This is a genomic window from Nitrobacter sp. Nb-311A (assembly GCF_000152905.1).
Lineage (GTDB): Bacteria > Pseudomonadota > Alphaproteobacteria > Rhizobiales > Xanthobacteraceae > Nitrobacter.
Map to the genome: position 1 here is coordinate 1 of NZ_AAMY01000042.1, position 20164 is coordinate 20164.

Below are 20164 nucleotides of genomic sequence, written 5' to 3' on the forward strand. Positions count from 1 at the left end.
TGCGGGGTTTTGGCGATCCGTTCAGTCTCAGCGCGCGTCTCTGGTCTCAAAAATCTTGCCAAAGTGCGCTTTGTCTCTGCATCGAAAATTCCCGTTCCTGGCCGAGCAGCAGAGACGGGTTCGCTGACTGGGTCAGTTCGGCCGCTGCAACCAATCGGTTCAAAGGGACATAGCCGGCATCATGCTACTTTTATTGCGGGTTTGAACCGCGACGGGTCTGCCCATCTGTGCGAAAGCCTGCTTTCTCGGGGAGGCCGGAAGTGCTTCTTTCGCGACATCGAAATGGCGAAAAATCAAGAGCGCGGTGTCGCTGGTCAGATCGGATCGAGACCTAGCGCTTCGAACTGACGATCCCATTCAAGCGGGAGCTCGCGCAGCTGTTCGAGACCGATGCCACGAGGTAACCGACCTTCAACGGCAGCCTTGGTGAGTGCGGGAGAGAGGAAGGCCAACGACAGTGTCATGTTGACGTGTCGCAGGCTGCATCGCTCGCGCGTTGCGATTGCTTGGGCATCTGTCGCCGAATCCGTAATGAGTTCATCAAGCCAGCGCCGGCCGCGGGCAATCGCTGCGACCAGCGTAGCGCGTTGCTCCAGCTTCATCGGGCGGAGCGGAAGTTTTGCGGAGGTCGGGCGTAGGATGGACCGCGCTCGTTTGGAGGGTGGCTTGGTCCAGGGGATGACGATGGTGGAGTGGTCGTCTTCGGCGGGATTGTCCGGATCCTGCTTCAGCTGCACGACGAGACGATTTTGCTGAACCTCGATCCGTTCGATCAGCAAGGAGGCGTAGGTGTTGTCGATCGTGCCCGTGCTTTTGTTTCGCGGCTCCAGGACAACCTTGCGGACCTGGTCATCGATGTCAGGGGCTGGCACCCGAGAGACCGAACCAACTGGGGCGGTCGCTGCATTCCCGAACAGAAGCGGTCGCGAGACATAGTAGCTGTAGTGCCGGCCCTTCTTCTGGGCCTGGGTCGGCGCCATGCGATGGCCGGCGTCGTCAAACATCAGACCAGTCAGGAGATGGCTGAAGGAGGTCCGGGTTCTGGTCTGATGACTGCGCTGGTCCGAGAGCATGGTCTGGACACGATCGAACAGATCCCGATCCAGGATCGGGGGCTGCTCGCCCGGATAGATTTGCCCCTTGTAGTTGACCTCGCCAATGTAGAAGCGGTTGCGCAGCAGATGGAATAAGGCGCCACAGCCGAATGCAACTCCGCCCCGGGTTACGCCGGTCTTGAGAACGCGCCGTCTGCTGACGACGTTGCGGTCCTTGAGGTCTCGCATCAAGGCACGGACACTGCCAAGCTCGAGATAGCGGGTGAAGATGTGACGGACCCGTTCGGCTTCTTCGGGGACGACGGCCACCTTGCCATTTTCCATGGCGTAGCCGAGGGGGAGGGGACCTCCGACCCAGATGCCCTTCTTCTTGGAGGCTGCCACCTTGTCCCGGATGCGCTCCGAGGTGACCTCCCGTTCGAACTGGGCAAAGGACAGGAGAACGTTGAGGGTCAGGCGTCCCATGGACGTTGTGGTATTGAACTGCTGGGTCACCGAGACAAACGACACCCGATGGGCATCGAACAGCTCGACCAGTTTGGCGAAGTCGGCGAGCGAGCGGGTCAGACGATCGACCTTGTAGACCACAATGACATCGATCTTGCGGGCCCGGATATCCTCCAGCAGGCTCTGCAGTGCCGGTCGGTCGGTTGATCCTCCGGAGAAACCGCCATCGTCATAACGGGTCTTGACCTGCACCCAACCGGCATGGGCCTGGCTTTTGATATAGGCACTGGAAGCCTCATACTGAGCATCCAGCGAGTTGAATTGTCGGTCGAGACCCGGGTATAGATCGCGCACCGGACGATCTCTCGGGCCACCGCTTTTCCCGCCCTCACGGCCCGTCCTCCTTACCGACCGTGTTATCCCGTAGGCCAAAGAAGCGGGGCCCGCTCCAGCGGGTACCGGTGATGGCGAAGGCGATGGCTGAGAGGCTGTCGTACAGTGTCCCCTCCCACAGGAAGCCATCCTCAACGACGATCGCTGCTGGGTGATGCCGTTCCATTCGCGCGACAGGATGGTGCCGGCTTCAACTCGACCTGTCCTCGGTCGAAGGCCACGAGCTTGGCCATGACGGAATCGGACGTCTCTTTCTCGCCGATCCGATCAAGGAACTGGCGAACCGTCGGATCAAGATCGTCCGACTGATCGACCTGTCGCCGATAGCTTACGATGGCTGTCTGCAGATGCTTCGGAAGATGCGCCAGCGCGGACCAGCTTGAGCGACGACCACGAGACTGCGGTCGCCGACCACCGAGATCGTGACAACGCGCGAGCTCGTTCTTCGCGGCCTTAGCCATCGTCAGGCCTGCTTCGCTGCAACGATGCGGTAGATGCGCTGATCTGCTTCAACGATTGAGACCAACTCGAGCCCGAGCTTCTTGCGGACAACGCCGGCCAAAAATCCTCGCACGGAATGCTGCTGCCAACCGGAGGCGTTTGAGAGCGCGGCAATGGTCGCACCAGCCGGGCGCCTCAAAAGATCAAGCAGTTTTGTTTGTTTGTTCGGCCGTTTGTTTGCTTCAGCACCTGCGCTGAATACACTGCCCCCTACAGCCGGACTTGAAGGAAGCGTTGGACGTCGTTTCGTCGGCTCTCTCACAGAACGAGGTGCTGTTTTTGCTGCCTTCGTTGTGGTGAGGGCTTCACCGCGTCCGCGGCGGGTCGATGGTGGCTTACGTTTGCGGGATGACTTCTGCATGGGACCCTCCGAAATTGATGCGACATCAGCGTCGCACCATCCAAGGCCCCGTCAGCGATGTTGCGCTGCGGGGCCGATCCGAGGGGCCACCTCACGTCACAGCAATGCTCGCTTCGCCCAAGAATGCCAGTCCTTTCTGCACGAATATGGGCAGTACGAATGTCAACATCTGTCGGGTGCGTTTGGACTTACCCGGAAAAAATGGAGGGACTTTCTGGTAGCGCTGGACGCAACAGGAGGACCCGATGGGCAAACGCGAGCGACGGATTTTCACGGAAGATTTCAAGAAAGAAGCGGTTCGGCTGACAGAAACCAGTGGCCGAACGATTGGGCAAGTTGCCGATGATCTGGGGATCGGGTTGTCCAGCCTGACGCGGTGGAGGCGGCAATACCGGGAAGCCGATCTGCTGGCCGGCCCGCATGAGGACGCGGCCAAGGAACTGGCACGGCTTCGCAAAGAGAACGAACTCCTTCGCCAAGAGCGCGAGATCCTGAAGCGGGCCGCAACTTTTTTCGCCAAGGAGGGAAGTCGATGAGGTTCGAGCTCATTGATCAGGCGAAGAAGGAATTCCCCGTGCATCGCCTGTGCGACGTTCTTGGTGTCAGCGAGAGCGGATATTTTGCCTGGAAGGGTCGTCCTGCCAGTCGCCGGCAGGGTGAGGACATGGTCCTGCTTGCGCATATCCGTGCGCAGTTCTCGACGTCCAGCGAGACCTATGGCGCACCGCGCATGCACGCCGAACTCACCGAAGAGGGGCTTGCTGTCGGGCGGCATCGCGTTGCTCGGCTCATGCGCGACAATGGTCTGAAAGCCCTGCAGAAGCGCCGCTACAAGAAGACCACTGATAGTTCCCATGGCAGCCCAGTCGCCGCCAACCTCCTCGATCAGGATTTTGCTTGCGACCGCCCCGATCAGAAGTGGGGCGCTGATATCAGCTATATCTGGACGGCCGAGGGTTGGCTCTATCTGGCCATCGTGCTCGATCTCTACTCACGGCGTATCGTCGGTTGGGCAACGAGCGATCGGTTGAAGAAGGACCTGGCCCTCAATGCACTACGGCGCGCCATTACCCTTCGCAATCCGCCGTCCGGCCTAATCCAACACACCGATCGCGGCAGCCAATACTGCTCACACGATTATCAGCGGCTCCTGAAAGCGCACGACATCATCCCGTCGATGAGCGGAAAGGGCAATTGCTACGATAACGCGATGGTGGAAACGGTGTTCAAGACGATCAAGAGTGAGCTGGTCTGGAGAACGATCTTCCAGACCCGCGCCGCCGCCGAATGGGCCCTTGGCCGATACATCGACGGCTTCTACAATCCACGTCGACGACATTCCGCTCTGGGATACAAATCGCCGGCATCATTCGAGGCCACAATGGCCATCTCAGAGTGAAAGCCTCTCCACTAAACCCGGGCAAGTCCACAAGATCAGTTATTGACCATTATCGATGAGGCGGATGCTGTCGGCGCGGCCCAGCGACCGAAGCCGGCGATGCGTCCAGCGCCACTGTGGTCGGCGCTTATGAGGCGCGCATCGACAAGCTGGAGCGTGAAAAGCTCGTGCTGTCCGAGCGGCTTGAAAATACGGTGCCGCCAAGCGGACGGCTGGAGGAATGTATGGAACTCGCCCTGCGATTCCTGTCAAACCATTGGAATATATACAAAAATTGAGACTTTATTTTACGCCAGACGGTGTTGAGATTGGCCTTCTTGAAGCCTCTCAGATACGACCAAAATGGCATGTATGGAACTCCAGAATTTGCCTTTCTATTCAATGCTTTAGCTGGAATTTCGGGTGGAAATAGCGAGATGGTGCACCACGACGCGCTCGAATTCGCAAACGGCGAAGATCATTTTGCTCACCCGTCTGGCGGAAGGCCAGAGAGCCACGGTGCTGCAGCTCCCGCATGGCGCAGTGCGCGCGACAGTGGCGGCCGAGCCGGTAAAAGACGAAACGACTGCCGCGCGGCGCGAGAGGGTATAGTATGCGGGCGCGACCGCTTGCCGTGACGCGTTATGAGCTCGATGCTCTTGGCTGTGGCTTGGGCTCTGAGACGCGCCTTCCGGGAAAATTCAACAAAATCACACTCAAAACGAGATGGCTAATATTAGCAGTTTTCGCTATCTTTGGCGGCTCCATTGCGCAGCAGAGCAGAACTCGCCGTCCGGATGTCGCAATAGAAGCGGCCTCCGAAGGGCCGCCCGTTAGAGGGGGGAAAGTTGAACGAGAAGATGCATCCGATGGCCCCGCACCATCTGCCCTTCTATCTCGCTCCCGGAGACGGCACGGATATCTCGTTGGTTGTGATGGGCATCTTTCTGGTTGCCATCCTGGTCGGCGTCGGTACGCTATATTTGCGGCTGCACAGTTTGCCGGAGCGTATGGCGCATAAGTCGGAAAAGCTGCAATTCGAGATCGTAGCTGTGCTGGGCCTGCTGGCGCTTTTTACGCACATTCACTTGTTCTGGGTGGCTGGATTACTGCTGGCCATGATCGATATCCCTGATTTCGGTACGCCGTTGCGCAGAATTGCTGGCTCGGTCGAAAAGATAGCTGACACTCAGTCGAATGCAGTTGTTGAATCCGAGCAGGAAGCCACGTCGGCGGTAATTCCACCCGCCGATGCCTTAACTCCAATCACGGATGATCTTTCTGAGAAGAAGAGTGAGAATGGCGCAGAGCAGCCTATGAGCAGTCATGTTTGAACTCATCATTTGCTCCCTTGTGACCCTCGTTCCCGATTATCTCTATCGCCGTTATGTTCAGAACAAGCGGATGGGAAGGGAGATTACGTTTTACTCGGTTTGGTACGAGCTCAGATGGGGTATCACCGGATGCCTGCTGCTTACGATCTCGCTCATAACGATGATCTTCTATTTTCATCCGTCGACGACCTCAGCCACGCTATACTTTCGCACAGTGTCGATTCTACCCGAGATCCCAGGACGGGTGGCGGAAGTCGGTACGGACTTCAGTGTGCTGGCTTCCCATGGAAGTGTGCCGGTCTCCCAGGGAGATCTAATCTTCAGGCTGGATAGCTCGAAGCAGGAGGCCGCACTGGAAACGGCCAAGCGGAAGATCGCTGAAGTCGACGCTGCAATCGTGTCAGCGGAGGTCGACGTTACGAAGGCGGAGGCCCAGGTCCAAGAGGCAACGGCCGCTTATCAGCAAGCCAAGGACGAATTGAACGTGAAGAGCGAGCTGCAGCGTCGTAATCCCGGCATAGTGCCGCAACGCGACATTGAAAAGCTGCAAGTGGTCGTAAACCAACGCCAAGCAAGCATAGACGCTGCATTGGCGGGTAAACAATCCTTGCTTACCCGGGTTTCGACGCTCTTGCCCGCCGAAAAGGCCAGCGCCGAGGCGGCGTTGGCACAGGCACAGGTGGATCTGGATAAGACCTTCGTTCGCGCTGGTACTTCCGGACGGGTCGAGCAATTTTTTCTGCGCGAAGGCGATGTCGTCAATCCACTTATGCGACCGGCAGGAGTTCTCATTCCGGAAGGCGCGGGCCAGCGGGCGTTGCAGGCCGGGTTCGGTCAGATTGAGGCACAGGTCATGAAAGTGGGAATGGTGGCGGAAGCGACCTGCATCTCAAAGCCATGGGTGATAATCCCGATGGTGGTGACTACGGTTCAAAATTACATCGCGGCCGGCCAGTTTCGTGGCGGGGAACAATTGGTCGAAGCGCAGAATGTTGCGAGACCCGGTACTATCCTTGTTCATCTAGAGCCTCTTTATCAGGGCGGGCTCGCGGGGGTGACGGCAGGCAGCAGCTGCATCGTCAATGCCTACACCAGCAATCACGATGAGATTGTCGCAAAGGACACCAGCACGGGACGGAGAATCGTCCTTCATGTTATCGACGGCGTCGGATTGGTGCATGCGCTACTGCTGCGGATTCAGGCGCTGCTCCTGCCGGTAAAGACGCTCGTGTTGAGCGGTCACTGACAATACTCCCAACCGAGCAAGGCAGAATCGGTGCTGCGCCGTCGGCTCAAAACATGCAGCGGATGGTCGCGATGCCTTAGTTACAAGTTCTCCATCTCTTAGTCTAGAGTCTGTTAGGAACCGGCTGTGAGTGATGCGGGGGATGCGATCGGCGTGGCTCATGCCGCCAGTCTTGCAGATTGCGCCTTCCAGTTCCACGGCAGTAGATCGGCCAGCCCGGCTTCTGGAAGGCGCTTGACGAGATCTTTCCCGGCACGCGGCACCAGCGCTGCTGGGTGCACAAGACCGTCAACGTCCTGGACAAGGTCCCGCTCTCGGTGCAGGCCAACATGAAGAGGGATCTGCGCGAGGTTTACCGGGCGCCGAGCCGGGCGGCCGCCGAAGTGGCGATCGACGTCTTCGCCGAGAAATACCGCGCCAAGTACGGCCGGGCGGTCGAGTGCCTCGCCAAGAACCGCGACGCGCTGCGGGCCTTCTACGACTTTCCTGCCGAGCATTGGGATCATCTGCGCACGACTAACCCCATCGAAAGCGTGTTCGCGACCGTGCGACACAGGACGGTGCGGACGAAAGCATCGCTCTCGTCGACGACCGCCAGGCTGATGGTGTTCAAGCTGGTGATCGCCGCATCAAAAACCTGGCGGCGGCTCAAAGGTGCGTGTTTCAGTAATTAGGGGACAGCGATTTCGGTAATTTGCGGACAGTGATTTCAGTAATTGCGGGACAGGGATTCCGCTAAATCGCGGACAGTTGCGGAGGTTGGTTTTCGGGAGCGCCGTTCGGGCAATGTTCCCTCTCAAGCTGAGTTTGAGAGGGGCGATGCCGAGACGGAAGCAAGCGAGACGAACCACGGTGAAGGACCTGCGATCGATCCTGCGGTTGACCTATGAACAAGGGTTGTCCGTCCGAGCGATCTCGGAGCGGCTGCAGATCAGCAAGACCTCGGTTGCCACTTATCTGCTTCGGGCGCGCGAAGCCGGATTGATCTGGCCGCTGCCGCCGATCTACGTGGACGAGGCGGCGTTGCGGCGAGCGCTGTTCCGGCGTGTCGGGCGGCCCCCGCAGGACCTGGGCGAACCGGACTGGGCGCGGGTGGCGCAGGAACTCAAGCGCAAGGGCGTGACGCTGACACTGCTGTGGCAGGAATACCGGACGGCGCATCCTGAAGGCTACGGCTACACTTGGTTCTGCGAGAGATTTGCCGCCTGGCAGCGCCGTGCGCATCCGACCTTCCGTCACCGCCATGCCGCTGGCGCCGTGCTGCAGACCGATTATGCCGGCCCGACGGTGGAGGTGGTCGATCCGCAAACCGGCGAGGTCCGTCAGGCCCAGATTTTTGTCGCGGTGCTTGGGGCCTCGTCGCTGACCTTCGCAATGGCGAGCTTCGGTCAGCGACTTCCAGACTGGATCGAAGGCCAGACCCAGGCGCTGGCGTACATCGGCGGCGTTCCCAAGGCGGTTGTCTGTGACAATCTGAAAGCGGCCGTGGCCAAGGCCTTGTGGTTCGAGCCGACGCTCGATCAAACCTTTGCCGCCATGGCGGAGCATTACGACACGACGATCCTGCCGACCCGCAGCCGCAAGCCGCGCGACAAGGGCAACGCCGGCGATCTCGGTCGCGATGAATGGCTTGGCCTGATGCTCGATCGCGAAGCCGCCATGCGCGCCGACCGGCGGCTGACCAATCGGCTGGTCGCAGCGAAGCTGCGCTTCGTCGATGCCTGCATCGAAGATATCGACTTCGCGTCCCGTCGCGGCCTTGACCGGCGCAACACCCTGCAGCTGGCGCAAGGCGCCTGGCTGAAAGCCCACGAGAACCTCATCCTCACCGGCCAGACCGGGACTGGCAAAACCTGGCTGGCCTGTGCCTTCGGGCGTCAGGCCGCCAGGCTCGATCATTCCGTCCTCTATCTGCGGGTCCCGCGTCTGTTTGAGGATCTTGCCATGGCACGTCTCGACGGCCGCTTCCCGCGCCTCATCGACAAACTCGCCCGCGTGCAACTGCTGGTGCTCGACGACTGGGGGCACTCACACCCTCAATGATCAACAGCGCCTCGATCTGCTGGAAATCTTCGAAGAACGCTACCGGCGCAAATCGACGCTGATTACCGCCCAGCTCCCCGTCGCCCAATGGCACGACATGATTGGTGAACCCACCATCGCCGACGCCATCCTCGATCGCATCATCCATAATGCCCATCGCATCACCCTCGAAGGCGAAAGCATGCGAAAGAAAAAAGCTGCTCACCCCTTGACCAAGAGCGAAAACACCGAAACCAATACTGACTGACTTCAACAATCAGGCAACCGAGAACCAGCACCGCCAAGCTGTCCGCGATTTAGCGAAACTGCTGTCCTGCAATTTGCGAAACCGCCGTCCCTTTTTGCGAAATGCGCAGCAAAGGCACAAATCAGTTGCCGAAGGTGATCGCAGGTGTCAGATTTAACGACGGTATCGAGGTCATCCACGTGCCGGCAAACCACGCCGCCTGATCGCCCTGTCACCCAAAATCCCGCATAGCTCAGCTAATTTAGCTCATCGGGCGACCGAATTCTGCATAGTCAGTCAAGCGGAATGCGGCTTAATATATACTGGCGATTTGAGCTTAAGCACCGCTCAAGCCCGAGTAACTGTAAGCTAGCAAACACGCATGCAGGACCTCAACGTCATCCTGGTCCTTAATGGTTAAGGAGTTAGACATGTCCCGGTCAACGATCGAACAGCGTAGCTCGGAATCCGCACGGGAGCTTGGAGACGAAAGCTTCATGTCGGCTGCAGCACTGCGCGATTATGTAACGCAAACCGAGATGGCCAAGGCTTCGAAAGATGTCGGCTCGGGTCAGGCGGAGAAGGCGCGCGCAGAGCTCATCAGGTCATTGACGCAACCAGTCGCAGTTACGCCGGAAAAGATTGCCGAGGTGAAGCGGCGAGTGCTCGGCCAACTAAAGTCCGCTGCGGTAAGAGGCGACAAGGAAGTTCTGGTCATGCGGTTTCCGAATGCATTATGCACGGACAAAGGCCGCGCGCTCAATAATCTGGAAAAGGAATGGCCGAGCACCCTGGTTGGGAGACCTCTTCAAGCCTTCGAGTTCTGGCGCGACCACCTGAAGCCGCAAGGCTACGGCCTGAAGGCAATCATCGTGGATTGGCCGCAGGGCCTTCCCGGGGACATTGGCTTTTTCCTTACTTGGGACGATGTAAAGCGCTGACGGGCTGGGGGGACCGCGAGCATGAACAACGTAGCTCACAAAAGCCGTAGGCGCGAGGAGACTGAAGCTCCGAAGCTCAAGCGAAAGGAATATGAGCAGAAGTTGCGCAAATTGTACATTGAGCTGGTCAAGATTCAGGAATGGGTGAAGAAGGAAGGCAAGAAGGGCATGCCTCTATGAATACGGCTACATTGTCCCACAGAGCATTCATCAACTCAAACGCATGGAAGAAATCCTGGCTGCGGCAAGCGGCGAATTGCTCGATTTGGTGCGCGAAGAATGCCTCGACCTGATGGAGAAGATTGGCGAGAAGACGGCGCGCATCAATGTTCGTGTCCGGGATCAGCGCCTATGGCACAGAATTGATGGTGTGATCTAAGGAGTGTTCGGTTCTCGTCGCAGACGAAGGAACGAACATGAGCAACTGAACCGCTCTTGACCTATCGCACGATGCGCCACGTCCCGCTCTCCTCTTCGGAAAGCCCATAGAGTCAGCAATGTTCGGCCTCGTCTACATCCTTCCGCGCACAGGTCTCTCTAGATCAACGGAACGATCGGCGCAGAATGTGTCAGGGCCGCAAAATGGTCCTTTGAAAGAGGGCTGCAAACGGTGAACCTTCGCCTGGTTACGAATAAAGGAATTCACGTCAGCGAAGTTCGGCAGAGAGGTTTTGCTCCAGCTGACCCGAGCGCGGCGCATTTACCCCGAGAACCAGCATCACTGCTTTTCGTGACAAGATAATCATTTCTTTCCTCCCGTTGGGACGCCAGTCGGGAACTTCGTCAAAATCCCTTATGGCTTCGATCGCGATCTTCTTCGCATCGGCAGCCGGCTTGAACGCGAATGCGTCATTGGCGATCAGCACGCCCGCTTCCGGTCCTTGATCCGCAGTGTGTATTGCGGCGTACCGGTGACCTCCTTGGTGGTGATCACGTAATTTGCGGGGGATTGGCCGAGGTTTTCGGCACACCCAGACGTTAAATCTGAAATGTCTGGTCCCGAACCGCGAGCGTGACCGAACCCGCGCCGAGTATCAGTAGTGACTGGGAATCGGCTTGCCGGCGTTCAGACCCTCGGTAGCATCCTTAGGCCGCCGCTGCACTTTGGGAATCTTCGGCAGGTCTATGTCGACCTTCTTATAAGGGATGCTGTCGAGCAGATGCCGGATCAGGTTTAGCCGGGCGCGTCGCTTGTTGTCAGCCGGGACGATGTGCCAAGGCGCCCATGACGTGTGGGTGGCCTCAATCATGCGCTGGTAGGCCACCGTGTAATCCCACCAGCGCCGCACCGACTCAGTGTCCATCGGACTCAGCTTCCAGTGTTTCACCGGATCCTTGATCCTGGCCTCGAACCGACGCCGTTGCTCGTCCTGGCTGACATCGAGAAAGTACTTGCGCAGAATGATTCCGTTGTTGACTATCATCTCCCGCTCGACCACGGGGGTCATTGCTATGAATCGCTCGTACTCCTCGTCGCTGCAGAAGCCCATCACTCGCTCGACCCCGGCCCGGTTGTACCACGAGCGGTCGAAGAGGACGATCTCGCCCGCGGCCGGGAATCGCGCGATGTAGCGCTGGATGTAAACTTGGGTCTTCTCGCGGTCGGATGGGGCGGGCAGCGCCACGTGCCGGTAGACGCGCGGGCTGGTGCGTGCGGTGATCCGATTAATCACGCCGCCCTTGCCCGCGGTGTCGCGGCCCTCGAAGACCACAATGACGCGTTCCCCTTTGTCTTTGACCCAAGTCTGCAGCCGGGTTAGCTCGACCTGAAGCTTCGCGAGCTCCTTCTCAAATTCCTTACGGCTCACCTTGCCGGACCCGGCCGGCGCCTCAATTACCTCGTTCTTCTTCTGCTTGTCCTTCAACATCTGGCAACCTCCCGGGCCACTACTGGCAGCAATTCGATCCTATCGCACTCGCGTCACAGGACCCGATTCAATCATGCGCTTCAGCAGGCTGTCGAGTGTCACAGTACGATCGAGCGCTCCAACCTTCTCCTCGATACCCTCGGCACGTAACAAATCGCGCGCCGATCCACGGGCACCGACGACGCGCAGCGTAATGCCGCGACCGGTAAGCTCTGTATGCAGTTCGTGCAGCATGCGAGAACCAGCTAGATCAATATAAGGCGCGGCGGAGAGGTCGCAGACGGCCAGACAGACGGCGGCGGGACCAGCCTCGCGTAGGCGATCCAAGACCGAGCACAGGACAGCGTCGGCATTGACGTAAATCAGCGATGCTTCGGGACGGAAGGCGATGATGCCGGCCAGTCGCTCGTTCTCGGGATGGCGGTCAAGGTCGGAATAGCTGTTGGTGGAGGGCACGCGACCAAGAAATGCAACGTGTGGGCGCGACAGCCTGGTGAGGAGTAGTAATATCGAGGCCACCGCGGCAAGCAGGATGCCCTGAAGTATTCCAAGAAGCAGCACGCCGACGAGGGCGACGGCTGCGGCTAAGAAATCAAATGGGCTCACACGCAACATGCGGAGCAATGCCCGAAAATCCAGCAGCCCATACACAGCAGTCAGAACTACCGCGGCGAGCACGGCCTTGGGGAGATTCTCGAGCAAGCCGGTCAGAAAGAGCAGGCAGAGCGCAAGCGTCACCGACGCAACGACCAGCGCCAGTGGCGTGCGCGCGCCCGCCTTATCGTTCACGGCCGATTGCGACAGTCCGCCGGCTACAGGGTAGCCATGCCCCATCGCCACCGCTAGATTGGCTGCACCGATGCCCAGAAGCTCTTGTCTGGGATCAAGTCCGTATCCATGCTTCGCAGCGAAGGTGCGGGCGGCAGATACGCCTTCGATATAGGCCAGTAGGAGGCAGCCAGCGGCCAACGGAATGATTCCCTCGACGTCTCTCAACCTGAGAGACGGACCCGTCAAGTTGGGTAATCCCGCCGGAATGTCGCCTGTTATTGGCATCCCAAGCGCAGGAAGCCCCAGTAAGGTGACGGCAATGATCGCCAGCATGACGACCCCAAGCGCGACCGGCTTTCCAGGCAGCAAGCGTTCGCCGATTACGATCAGTCCGATGGCTATGAAGCCGACGACAAGCACAAGGTATTGCATCTGACCGAGCTGCCCGGCCAGCAGAAACGCGCGCTCGAAAAAATTGTGTCCCCCGCCATCCACGCCAAATAGGCTTGGCAATTGGGTCATAGCTATGGTCAAGGCCGCACCGGCCTTGAAGCCCACAAGGATGCTATCGCTAATCAATTTTACCAACACGCTCAGCCGCAACAGCCAAGCAAGCAGGCTGAGCGCCGCCACGGTAAAGGCAGCGAGACTGGCAATCTGCGCATAACGTTGCACATCTCCGTCGGCCATTTCCCCCACTGTTCCGGCAATCATGAGGGAAATGGCGGAAGTGGGGCCGATCGCAAGCTGACGCGAGGACCCGAACAGGGCATAGCCCAGGCCGCCCAGCAAGTAGCCATAGATGCCAACCTGCGGGGGCAAGCCTGCTAAGCCAGCATAAGCTAGGGAAACCGGGATCGCGTATGCCGCCAAGGTTATTCCGCCGACAATATCGCCAAGCAGCCAGGAAGGCCGGTATTCAGCCAACCAATCGGCTGGCGGAAACCACCACAGCCAGCTTGCTGCACTCTGCTGTTTCGTTGGCTCCGCCATGCAACGCTCCGACGCAATCAGGTGCAGTTTCATATCAAGTCCGCCGGCAAGTTCGCTTGATCCACATCAGTGAACGGTACACGTCCTCGCGTTTCGCCTGATGTCAGCTTTCGGACCTTGGACCCAATCTAAAGCCCCCCGCTCCTTAAGGTCCTTGACGAGACGGTTGACGCTGGCCGCCGATAAACGTCCCGATCATTGATCCAGCCGCCATGACCAGCAGGCCCCCCCCCAATTCTTGCCTGAATCCAAGCATGGTCGGAAGGCTTACCACCAGTGAAAGGCTACTATCCGGTCCCGTTGCCGCAGGTTGGCCGCGCCTCTTAGCTTGATCTATCTCAAGTCTTGGAACAGGCCGGTCCGTCAAATTGAAGCTGTTCATGCTCGTTCCACCGGTTGGTCGGGGGATTGAGCGCTTCTAAGAGGCCGTTTGGAAAGTCGGTTTGTTGGGCTTTCGCGGCGAGCGGTGTTGTGATTCAAGCTTCGGATGTGGACAGAGCAAAGCCGTGGGCGAATGGCCAAGATCGCCAAGAAGACCAAGCGTTACCCGTCGGACCTGACCGATGAGGAGTGGGAGCAGATCGCGCCGCTGATGCCGGCGCCAGGCCGTCGCGGGCGTCCGCGCGAGGTCGATTTCCGCGAGGTGATCAACGCGGTGTGCTATCTGGTTGCGTTCGGGCTGCGGCTGGCGGATGCTGCCGATCCATTTCGGCCCTTGGCAGACCGTTTACGGCTGGTTCCGCGAGTTGGCGCGCCGTTTGCTGTTTCAGACCATCCATGACGTGGCGCTGATGGTTGACCGGGAGCGGGCGGGACGCGAGGCGAGCCCGTCCGCGGCGGTGATTGACAGCCAGTCGGTCAAGGCTCCGCAAGCCGAAACAAGAGGTTATGACGCGGGCAAGAAGATCGTCGGGCGCAAGCGCCACATCGCCGTCGATACCGACGGGCGGCTGCTGATGGTCAATCTGACGACCGCCGACATCTCCGACAGCGCTGGCGCCCAAGCGATCCTCGATGCCATCCGCAAGCGCTGGCCCTGGGTGAAGCACCTGTTCGCGGATGGCGCCTACGACCGGCTCAAACTGATGGACAAGACCGCCTATCTCGACTTCGTCATCGAGATCATCCGTCGATCCGACGACCAGAAGGGCTTCCAGGTTCTGCCACGCCGATGGGTGGTCGAACGCACCTTCAGTTGGATGACCCGCTGGCGCCGCCTCGTGCGCGACTACAAGAAACGCATCGACGTCTCCCACGCTATGATCCTGGTCGCCATGGGCGGCAACCTCATCCGCAGAAACGCCCATCCATGAATTTCAAAACGGACTCTAAGGAGATCGGAATGACCAGGTCGCTCGGAATTGCTACAATCATCTTATCCTTTGCGGTATCAGCGCACGCCATGACACCAGCGTCAATAGCACAGGCAGACAGCATGATCACAAAGGTCGCTGCTGCCTGCGGCGCGGGTAAGACACGTATTAACGGCGTGTGCGTAGCGCGGACGACAGTCCGTCACACCCGTCGAGCCGTCCGAAGATGTGAGAGGAAGGACTTGCTAAACTCTTGGTGTCCTCAAGAACAAAAAACGAAGTCGTTTTCAATAAGATTAGGGTTGGGATCTGGGCCTGTCGATGGAATTCACGCAGGTCTGCATTGCCGAGGAAACCGGCAAGAAGATCGCCTCGATAAAGGTCGGCCGCTCACGGCGTGCGCAACGTCATCACGGCGCGCAACCATCTGCTTGAAGCCCGGGTGCGGCTCGACAACATGATCCGCGGCCTGTGCGCAACATTTCGCCTCAAGCCCGGGACCCGGTCACGCAGCCAATATACCCAGTCTCGTATCACCGCGCTGCTCGCCGTGAGAACTGGGCTGATGAAACAGATCAAGGAAATGGATGGGGTGCTGCGTGAGTTCGCCCACCGATCTAAATCCTGTTGGCAACTCATGAGCATACCAGGTGTCGGTGTTCAAACCTCTGCTGCTTTTGCCGCTGCCATCGATGAAGCCGGCCGCTTTCGACAATCGCGCACCGCCGGCGCCTACTTCGGGCTCCCAGACGTCATCAATCCAACGCTCGCCGAGGATATCCGGTACGGGCTCAATTGGCAGGGACTGACGCGCTTCCTCGATGACGGGCGTCTCGAACTCGACACCGATCTGGTCGAAAACGCGATCCGGCCGATCTGCCTGACCCGTAAAAATGCGCTCTTCGCCGGCCATGAAATTGGAGCAGAAAACTGGGCCTTGCTGGGGTCGATCGTGGCCACCTGCAAGCTCAACGACGTCAATCCCGTCGCTTACAACGCCGAAACACTCGAGGCAATCATCGCCGGTCACCCGCAAAGCAAAGTCGATGACCTCATGTCATGGCGATTCCGCAAAATATCAAGCCAGCATCAATAGGGTTGCTGATAAGCGCTTACGCATCTATCGGTCTCTCGAGCGGTGCAATATCTCAAAGGCAAAAGTTCTCACAAGCTCCTGGAGTATCAATCTCTCAAGAAGAGATATTGGGGACAGCATTTATGGGGCAGGGGATACTGGGTTTCTTCGAGTGGAAACGTCACCGACCAAGTGTGGAAGAAGTACATAGAAGACCAGAGGCCGCCTGAGCCAGATGATAATTTCAAGGTTATCTAACAATCGACCCGAAGGGTCGATCAAATCCGGCTTCCAGCCGTAACTTGAAGCCACCGGCTTTAGCCGGTGGAGCGTTCACGTCAACATTTGACGGTTAGCTGGAAAATGGCACTGTGCCGGAGCGACCGCTACGTAGCCACGCTACCGTCAACTCCCAGGCCAGGGAGAGAATGATCGGTCCTACAAAGAGGCCAACAATTCCATGCGCGAGCGTCCCTCCGATCACTCCGACGAAGATGACAAGTGTCGGGGTCGTCAGGCCACGCTTCATCACCAGGGGTTTCAAGACGTTGTCGAGTATGCCGACGAGACCCAGGAATACCGTCAGCAGGGTCGCCGTTGTGAAATCTTTGTCTGTCCAGATCCAAATGATTACGGGAACCAGGACGATTGCCGCGCCGATCTGAACGATTGACAGGATCATCACTGCAAGAGCCAACACACCGGCGCTAGAAAGCCCTGCCAGCTCGAAGCCAATGCCGGCTAATAGGGATTGGATGATTGCAATGCCGATGACGCCTTGGGATACCGCGCGGATAGTCGCACCCGCCAACGCGAGGAAATGTTCGCTTTGCTCAGGCACGATACGATAGAGGAAACTCCCGCCTGCCTCCATAAGCTGCGAACCGTGAGGAAAGAGAAATCCGGAAAGCGCTACTGAGAGAAGAAACTTCAGTGTGCCCACGCCGGCATTTCCCGCAAAAGCCAGTAAACCGCCCGCCAATGGCTTCAGGTAAGGAGCCACCTCGCGCAAAGCCGCTCGGATGTTAATAGATGCCTGATCCCAGAACTCGTAAACATTCGGGCCGATGAGTGGCCAGGTATTGATGCTCTCAGGTGGGGATGGAATCACTAAGTTACCAGCGCCCAGATTTACGGCAAACTCTTTCACTCCCTCCAAGGCATTCAAGCCCAGCCACATTGCAGGTCCAATGACGATCCCGAGATTGATGAAGGTGAGAATCGCCGCTGCGAGCCTTTGACGACCACCGAGAAGCCGAGAAAGAAGATCAAAAACAGGATAGAGCGCAACAGTGAGCACAATGCTCCAGGCCAAGATAGACACAAAGGGACGGATCAGAACGAACGTCCAGTAAATCAGCAAAGCAAGCAATCCGAGCCGGATCACAAGCTGGATAATATCGTCTCCGGGCAAGTACTGGTGAAAAGTTTTCAAAAACCCACCTTCGTCTGAAGGAAAGCCCACCGTCGCCAGACTACCGGCTGCTTTCGCGTCATAGTTTTGATCCAGATCAAACAGCGATGGATTGGTCCGGGCTTCAACGGCGGCACTTTGTCATCGGAAGACAAGATCAGGATCGTGCTGGACGGCCTTCATTGTGTCAATCGGCCCTTTAATTGCGGGTTGTTGTCAACTCTCTTTTTGAAGCCATTCGGCAAAGTGGTAACGCTCGGCCCGACGGAGCAGGTCCGGGTTGCGCAGACGGGGCGAGCGCGGCTGGTGGATCGATAGCCAACTCGTATAGTGGGCTGTCATTCGGCATGCAAAATTGACCCCGTAAGCCGGGGGATCGGCGTCCAAAATTGACCCCCTACAGGTTGGCTGTTGCGCTGCCTGCTTTGTCATGAAGCAGGTGGTCGGGGATGCTGATCGTGGAGACGATTGCGCGGATACGGCGCGAACACTTCATCAAGGGCAAGACGATCAAGGAGATCGCCCGTGACCTGAAGGTGTCGCGGAACACGGTCCGGAAGGTGCTGAGGTCGGGCAAGACCTTGTTCGAGTATGAGCGTTCGATCCAGCCGCGCCCCAAACTCGGGCGTTGGGCGGCGGAGCTTGATGAACTGCTGGCGGCGAACGCGGCCAAATCGGCTCGCGAACAGCTGACGCTGATCCGGATCTTCGAAGAGTTGCGTGGACGCGGCTATGACGGCGGCTACGATGCCGTACGGCGTTACGCCAGGCGTTGGAGCAAGGAGCGCGGGCAATCGACCGCGGCGGCCTATGTTCCGTTGAGCTTTGCGGCGGGCGAAGCCTACCAGTTCGACTGGAGCCATGAGATCGTTCTCCTCAACGGCGTGACGGCGATCGTGAAGGTCGCTCATGTCCGGCTGTGCCACAGCCGCATGCTGTTCGTGCGGGCCTATCCGCGGGAGACGCAGGAGATGGTATTCGACGCCCACGACCGGGCGTTCGCACTGTTCAAGGGTACCTGCAGCCGCGGCATCTACGACAACATGAAGACACGGTAGAGACGATCTTCGTCGGCAAGGATCGCCGCTACAATCGCCGCTTCCTGCAGATGTGCAGCCACTATCTGATCGATCCGGTCGCCTGCACGCCGGCGTCGGGCTGGGAGAAGGGTCAGGTCGAGAACCAGGTCGGGCTGGTCCGGGAACGGTTCTTCACGCCACGGCTGCGGTTCAAAACCCTGGACGAGTTGAACGCGTGGCTTCTGGATAAGTGCATCGCCTACGCCAAGGCGCACCGACATCCAGAACTGGCCGAACAGACGGTCTGGGAGGTGTTCGAAGCCGAGCGGCCCAAGCTCGTTCCCTATGCTGGCCGGTTCGACGGATTCCACGCGGTGCCGGCATCGGTCTCGAAGACCTGCCTGGTGCGCTTCGACAACAACAAATACTCGGTCGCTGCCAGCGCCGTCGGGCGCCCGGTCGAAGTTCAAGCCTATGCCGATCGCATCGTGATCCGTCAGGACGGGCGCATCGTTGCGGAGCATCCGCGATCGTTCGGACGCGGCGAGACGACCTACAATCCCTGGCACTACGTGCCGGTGCTCGCGCGCAAACCCGGGGCCTTACGTAACGGCGCACCCTTCAAGGACTGGGTGTTGCCGGCCGCGATCGAACGGATCCGGCGCAGGCTCGCCAGCACCGACGACGGCAATCGACAGATGGTCGACATCCTCAATGCGGTGCTGACGGACGGTTTGTCGGCGGTCGAAGCCGCCTGCGCCGAGGCGATCGCTCATGGCGTTCATTCCGCTGACGTCGTTCTCAACATCCTGGCTCGCCAACGCGAACCCGCTGCACCGGCCAACATTATGACGCCGGCGGCACTGACGCTCCGCCATGCGCCGATCGCCGATTGCGCCCGTTACGACAACCTCCGGAGGACCATCTGATGGAACGAACCCAAATCTTCGACCTCATGGGTGAGCTCAAACTCTACGGAATGAGGGCTGCCTTCGACGAGATCATGGCGACGGCCGTCAAGCGCCAGCACGAACCTCAGCACATCGTCGGCGACCTGCTCAGCGCCGAGATCAACGAGAAGCAGGCGCGGTCGATCAAGTACCAGCTCACCATCGCCAAGCTGCCATTGGCCAAGGATCTCGATGACTTCCAGTTCGAAGGCACGCCGATCAATCAGACGCTCGTCAATGATCTCGCCGGCGGCGGCTTCATCGCCCAGCAGCGCAACGTCGTGCTCGTCGGCGGCACCGGCACAGGCAAAACCCACCTGGCCATCGCAATCGCCAGAAGCTGCATCCGATCCGGCGCCCGCGGTCGCTTCTACAACGTGGTCGACCTCGTCAATCGCCTCGAGATCGAGACCCGTAACGGACGTCAGGGCCGGCTTGCCGAACATCTGACCCGGATGGACTTCATCGTGCTCGACGAACTCGGATATCTGCCCTTTGCCCAATCCGGCGGCCAGTTGCTGTTCCATCTCGTCAGCCGGCTCTACGAGCGTGCTTCCGTCATCGTCACCACCAATCTCGCCTTCGGCGAATGGCCCAGCGTGTTCGGCGACGCCAAGATGACCACCGCGCTGCTCGACCGGTTGACCCACCACTGCGACATCGTCGAAACCGGTAACGACAGCTGGCGCTTCAAAAGCCGCGACGACGATCACGCCACCCGCGCTCGTCTCGTCTCCGCAATCCCGGCCAGCTCCGACGAGTCGAGCGCTACCCTCAAACCACGCCGCGCGAAGGGGTCAAAATTGAACGCCGATACGGGGTCAAATTTGCGAGCC

Annotated in this window: 17 protein-coding genes and 6 pseudogenes; 15 read left to right on the forward strand and 8 right to left on the reverse strand. The window is 58.9% G+C overall.

All coding sequences use genetic code 11. The features are described from left to right. Nucleotides 1-314: 314 nt before the first annotated feature. The 4 genes and pseudogenes from NB311A_RS08170 to NB311A_RS20355 form a co-directional block, all read right to left on the reverse strand. Nucleotides 315-1894: pseudogene (locus NB311A_RS08170) on the reverse strand (recombinase family protein). Continuing rightward, a complete protein-coding gene (locus NB311A_RS23135) occupies nucleotides 1891-2061 on the reverse strand; it encodes a DUF2924 domain-containing protein (protein ID WP_371256484.1) in 171 nt (56 codons plus the stop codon). The pseudogene NB311A_RS08170 and the gene NB311A_RS23135 overlap by 4 nt, the downstream one beginning before the upstream one ends. Further along, nucleotides 2027-2356, reverse strand: coding sequence for a hypothetical protein (locus tag NB311A_RS08175; RefSeq protein WP_009798041.1), 330 nt, complete (start codon nucleotides 2354-2356; stop codon nucleotides 2027-2029). Before NB311A_RS08175 ends, NB311A_RS23135 begins: the two co-directional genes overlap by 35 nt. Nucleotides 2357-2358: 2 nt before the next feature. After that, nucleotides 2359-2757 (reverse strand): DUF3489 domain-containing protein, encoded by a 399-nt coding sequence (locus tag NB311A_RS20355; protein WP_083780416.1) that lies wholly within the window; start codon nucleotides 2755-2757, stop codon nucleotides 2359-2361. Between the two features lie 245 nt (nucleotides 2758-3002). Between NB311A_RS20355 and NB311A_RS08185 the strand changes: the two genes are divergently transcribed. The 9 genes and pseudogenes from NB311A_RS08185 (at nucleotide 3003) to NB311A_RS22280 (ending at nucleotide 10304) form a co-directional block, all read left to right on the forward strand. Beyond that, nucleotides 3003-4156 (forward strand): IS3-like element ISNisp1 family transposase gene (locus tag NB311A_RS08185; RefSeq protein ID WP_086008693.1). Its coding sequence is split into 2 segments (ribosomal slippage): nucleotides 3003-3264 and nucleotides 3264-4156, totalling 1155 coding nucleotides; the frame shifts between segments, so codons are not numbered across the junction. Nucleotides 4157-5004: 848 nt separating this feature from the next. Continuing rightward, complete coding sequence (locus NB311A_RS08195) at nucleotides 5005-5469, forward strand: hypothetical protein (protein ID WP_245256968.1); 465 nt, start codon at nucleotides 5005-5007, stop codon at nucleotides 5467-5469. Next, nucleotides 5462-6715, forward strand: coding sequence for an HlyD family secretion protein (locus NB311A_RS08200; protein WP_009798047.1), 1254 nt, complete (start codon nucleotides 5462-5464; stop codon nucleotides 6713-6715). Before NB311A_RS08195 ends, NB311A_RS08200 begins: the two co-directional genes overlap by 8 nt. A gap of 209 nt (nucleotides 6716-6924) precedes the next feature. Next, nucleotides 6925-7371, forward strand: a pseudogene (locus NB311A_RS08205) (transposase); the annotation flags it as partial. A gap of 163 nt (nucleotides 7372-7534) precedes the next feature. After that, entirely contained in the window at nucleotides 7535-8758 is a 1224-nt protein-coding gene (istA, locus tag NB311A_RS22900) for an IS21 family transposase (protein WP_256365409.1), read from the forward strand. Then, nucleotides 8655-9005 carry an ATP-binding protein gene (locus NB311A_RS22905; protein WP_256365410.1) on the forward strand — a complete coding sequence of 117 codons (351 nt, stop codon included), beginning with the start codon at nucleotides 8655-8657 and terminating at the stop codon, nucleotides 9003-9005. Before istA (NB311A_RS22900) ends, NB311A_RS22905 begins: the two co-directional genes overlap by 104 nt. 410 nt (nucleotides 9006-9415) lie before the next feature. After that, nucleotides 9416-9925 carry a hypothetical protein gene (locus tag NB311A_RS08220; RefSeq protein WP_009798052.1) on the forward strand — a complete coding sequence of 170 codons (510 nt, stop codon included), beginning with the start codon at nucleotides 9416-9418 and terminating at the stop codon, nucleotides 9923-9925. 21 nt (nucleotides 9926-9946) lie between these two features. After that, the gene (locus tag NB311A_RS21910; RefSeq protein WP_009798053.1) at nucleotides 9947-10105 is read left to right on the forward strand and encodes a hypothetical protein; all 159 of its coding nucleotides are present in this window, start codon (nucleotides 9947-9949) and stop codon (nucleotides 10103-10105) included. Nucleotides 10106-10148: 43 nt separating this feature from the next. Further along, entirely contained in the window at nucleotides 10149-10304 is a 156-nt protein-coding gene (locus NB311A_RS22280; RefSeq protein ID WP_009798054.1) for a hypothetical protein, read from the forward strand. A 268-nt stretch (nucleotides 10305-10572) separates the two neighbouring features. Here NB311A_RS22280 and NB311A_RS08225 read toward each other — a convergent pair whose 3' ends face one another. The 3 genes from NB311A_RS08225 to NB311A_RS08235 all read right to left on the reverse strand — a co-directional run bounded on the left by NB311A_RS08225 (nucleotide 10573) and on the right by NB311A_RS08235 (nucleotide 13590). Continuing rightward, nucleotides 10573-10791, reverse strand: coding sequence for a hypothetical protein (locus NB311A_RS08225; protein ID WP_009798055.1), 219 nt, complete (start codon nucleotides 10789-10791; stop codon nucleotides 10573-10575). Nucleotides 10792-10959: 168 nt separating this feature from the next. After that, nucleotides 10960-11793 carry a polyphosphate kinase 2 gene (ppk2, locus tag NB311A_RS08230; protein WP_009798056.1) on the reverse strand — a complete coding sequence of 278 codons (834 nt, stop codon included), beginning with the start codon at nucleotides 11791-11793 and terminating at the stop codon, nucleotides 10960-10962. 39 nt (nucleotides 11794-11832) lie between these two features. Next, entirely contained in the window at nucleotides 11833-13590 is a 1758-nt protein-coding gene (locus NB311A_RS08235) for a SulP family inorganic anion transporter (RefSeq protein ID WP_009798057.1), read from the reverse strand. Between the two features lie 454 nt (nucleotides 13591-14044). Between NB311A_RS08235 and NB311A_RS08240 the strand changes: the two genes are divergently transcribed. The 4 genes and pseudogenes from NB311A_RS08240 to NB311A_RS20375 all read left to right on the forward strand — a co-directional run. Next, nucleotides 14045-14870, forward strand: a protein-coding gene (locus NB311A_RS08240) for an IS5 family transposase (RefSeq protein WP_245256966.1) whose coding sequence is annotated in 2 segments (ribosomal slippage) — nucleotides 14045-14230 and nucleotides 14232-14870 — 825 coding nt in all. Because the reading frame shifts where the segments join, the coding sequence is not laid out codon by codon here. Between the two features lie 637 nt (nucleotides 14871-15507). After that, nucleotides 15508-15603 (forward strand): annotated as a pseudogene (locus NB311A_RS23140) (transposase); the annotation flags it as partial. Between the two features lie 33 nt (nucleotides 15604-15636). Further along, nucleotides 15637-15966: pseudogene (locus NB311A_RS22560) on the forward strand (transposase); the annotation flags it as partial. Nucleotides 15967-15999: 33 nt separating this feature from the next. Next, a pseudogene (locus NB311A_RS20375) lies at nucleotides 16000-16203 on the forward strand (transposase); the annotation flags it as partial. A gap of 94 nt (nucleotides 16204-16297) precedes the next feature. Here the strand turns inward: NB311A_RS20375 and NB311A_RS08255 are convergent. Beyond that, nucleotides 16298-17380: an AI-2E family transporter gene (locus NB311A_RS08255; protein ID WP_009798061.1), complete on the reverse strand. Its 1083-nt coding sequence runs from the start codon at nucleotides 17378-17380 to the stop codon at nucleotides 16298-16300. Nucleotides 17381-17808: 428 nt separating this feature from the next. Here NB311A_RS08255 and istA (NB311A_RS08265) point away from each other — a divergent pair. Then, a pseudogene (gene istA, locus NB311A_RS08265) lies at nucleotides 17809-19307 on the forward strand (IS21 family transposase). Then, nucleotides 19307-20164, forward strand: an 858-nt coding sequence (istB, locus tag NB311A_RS08270) for an IS21-like element helper ATPase IstB (protein ID WP_009797880.1), incomplete at its 3' end; no start/stop codon positions are given. The pseudogene istA (NB311A_RS08265) and the gene istB, both read left to right, overlap by 1 nt.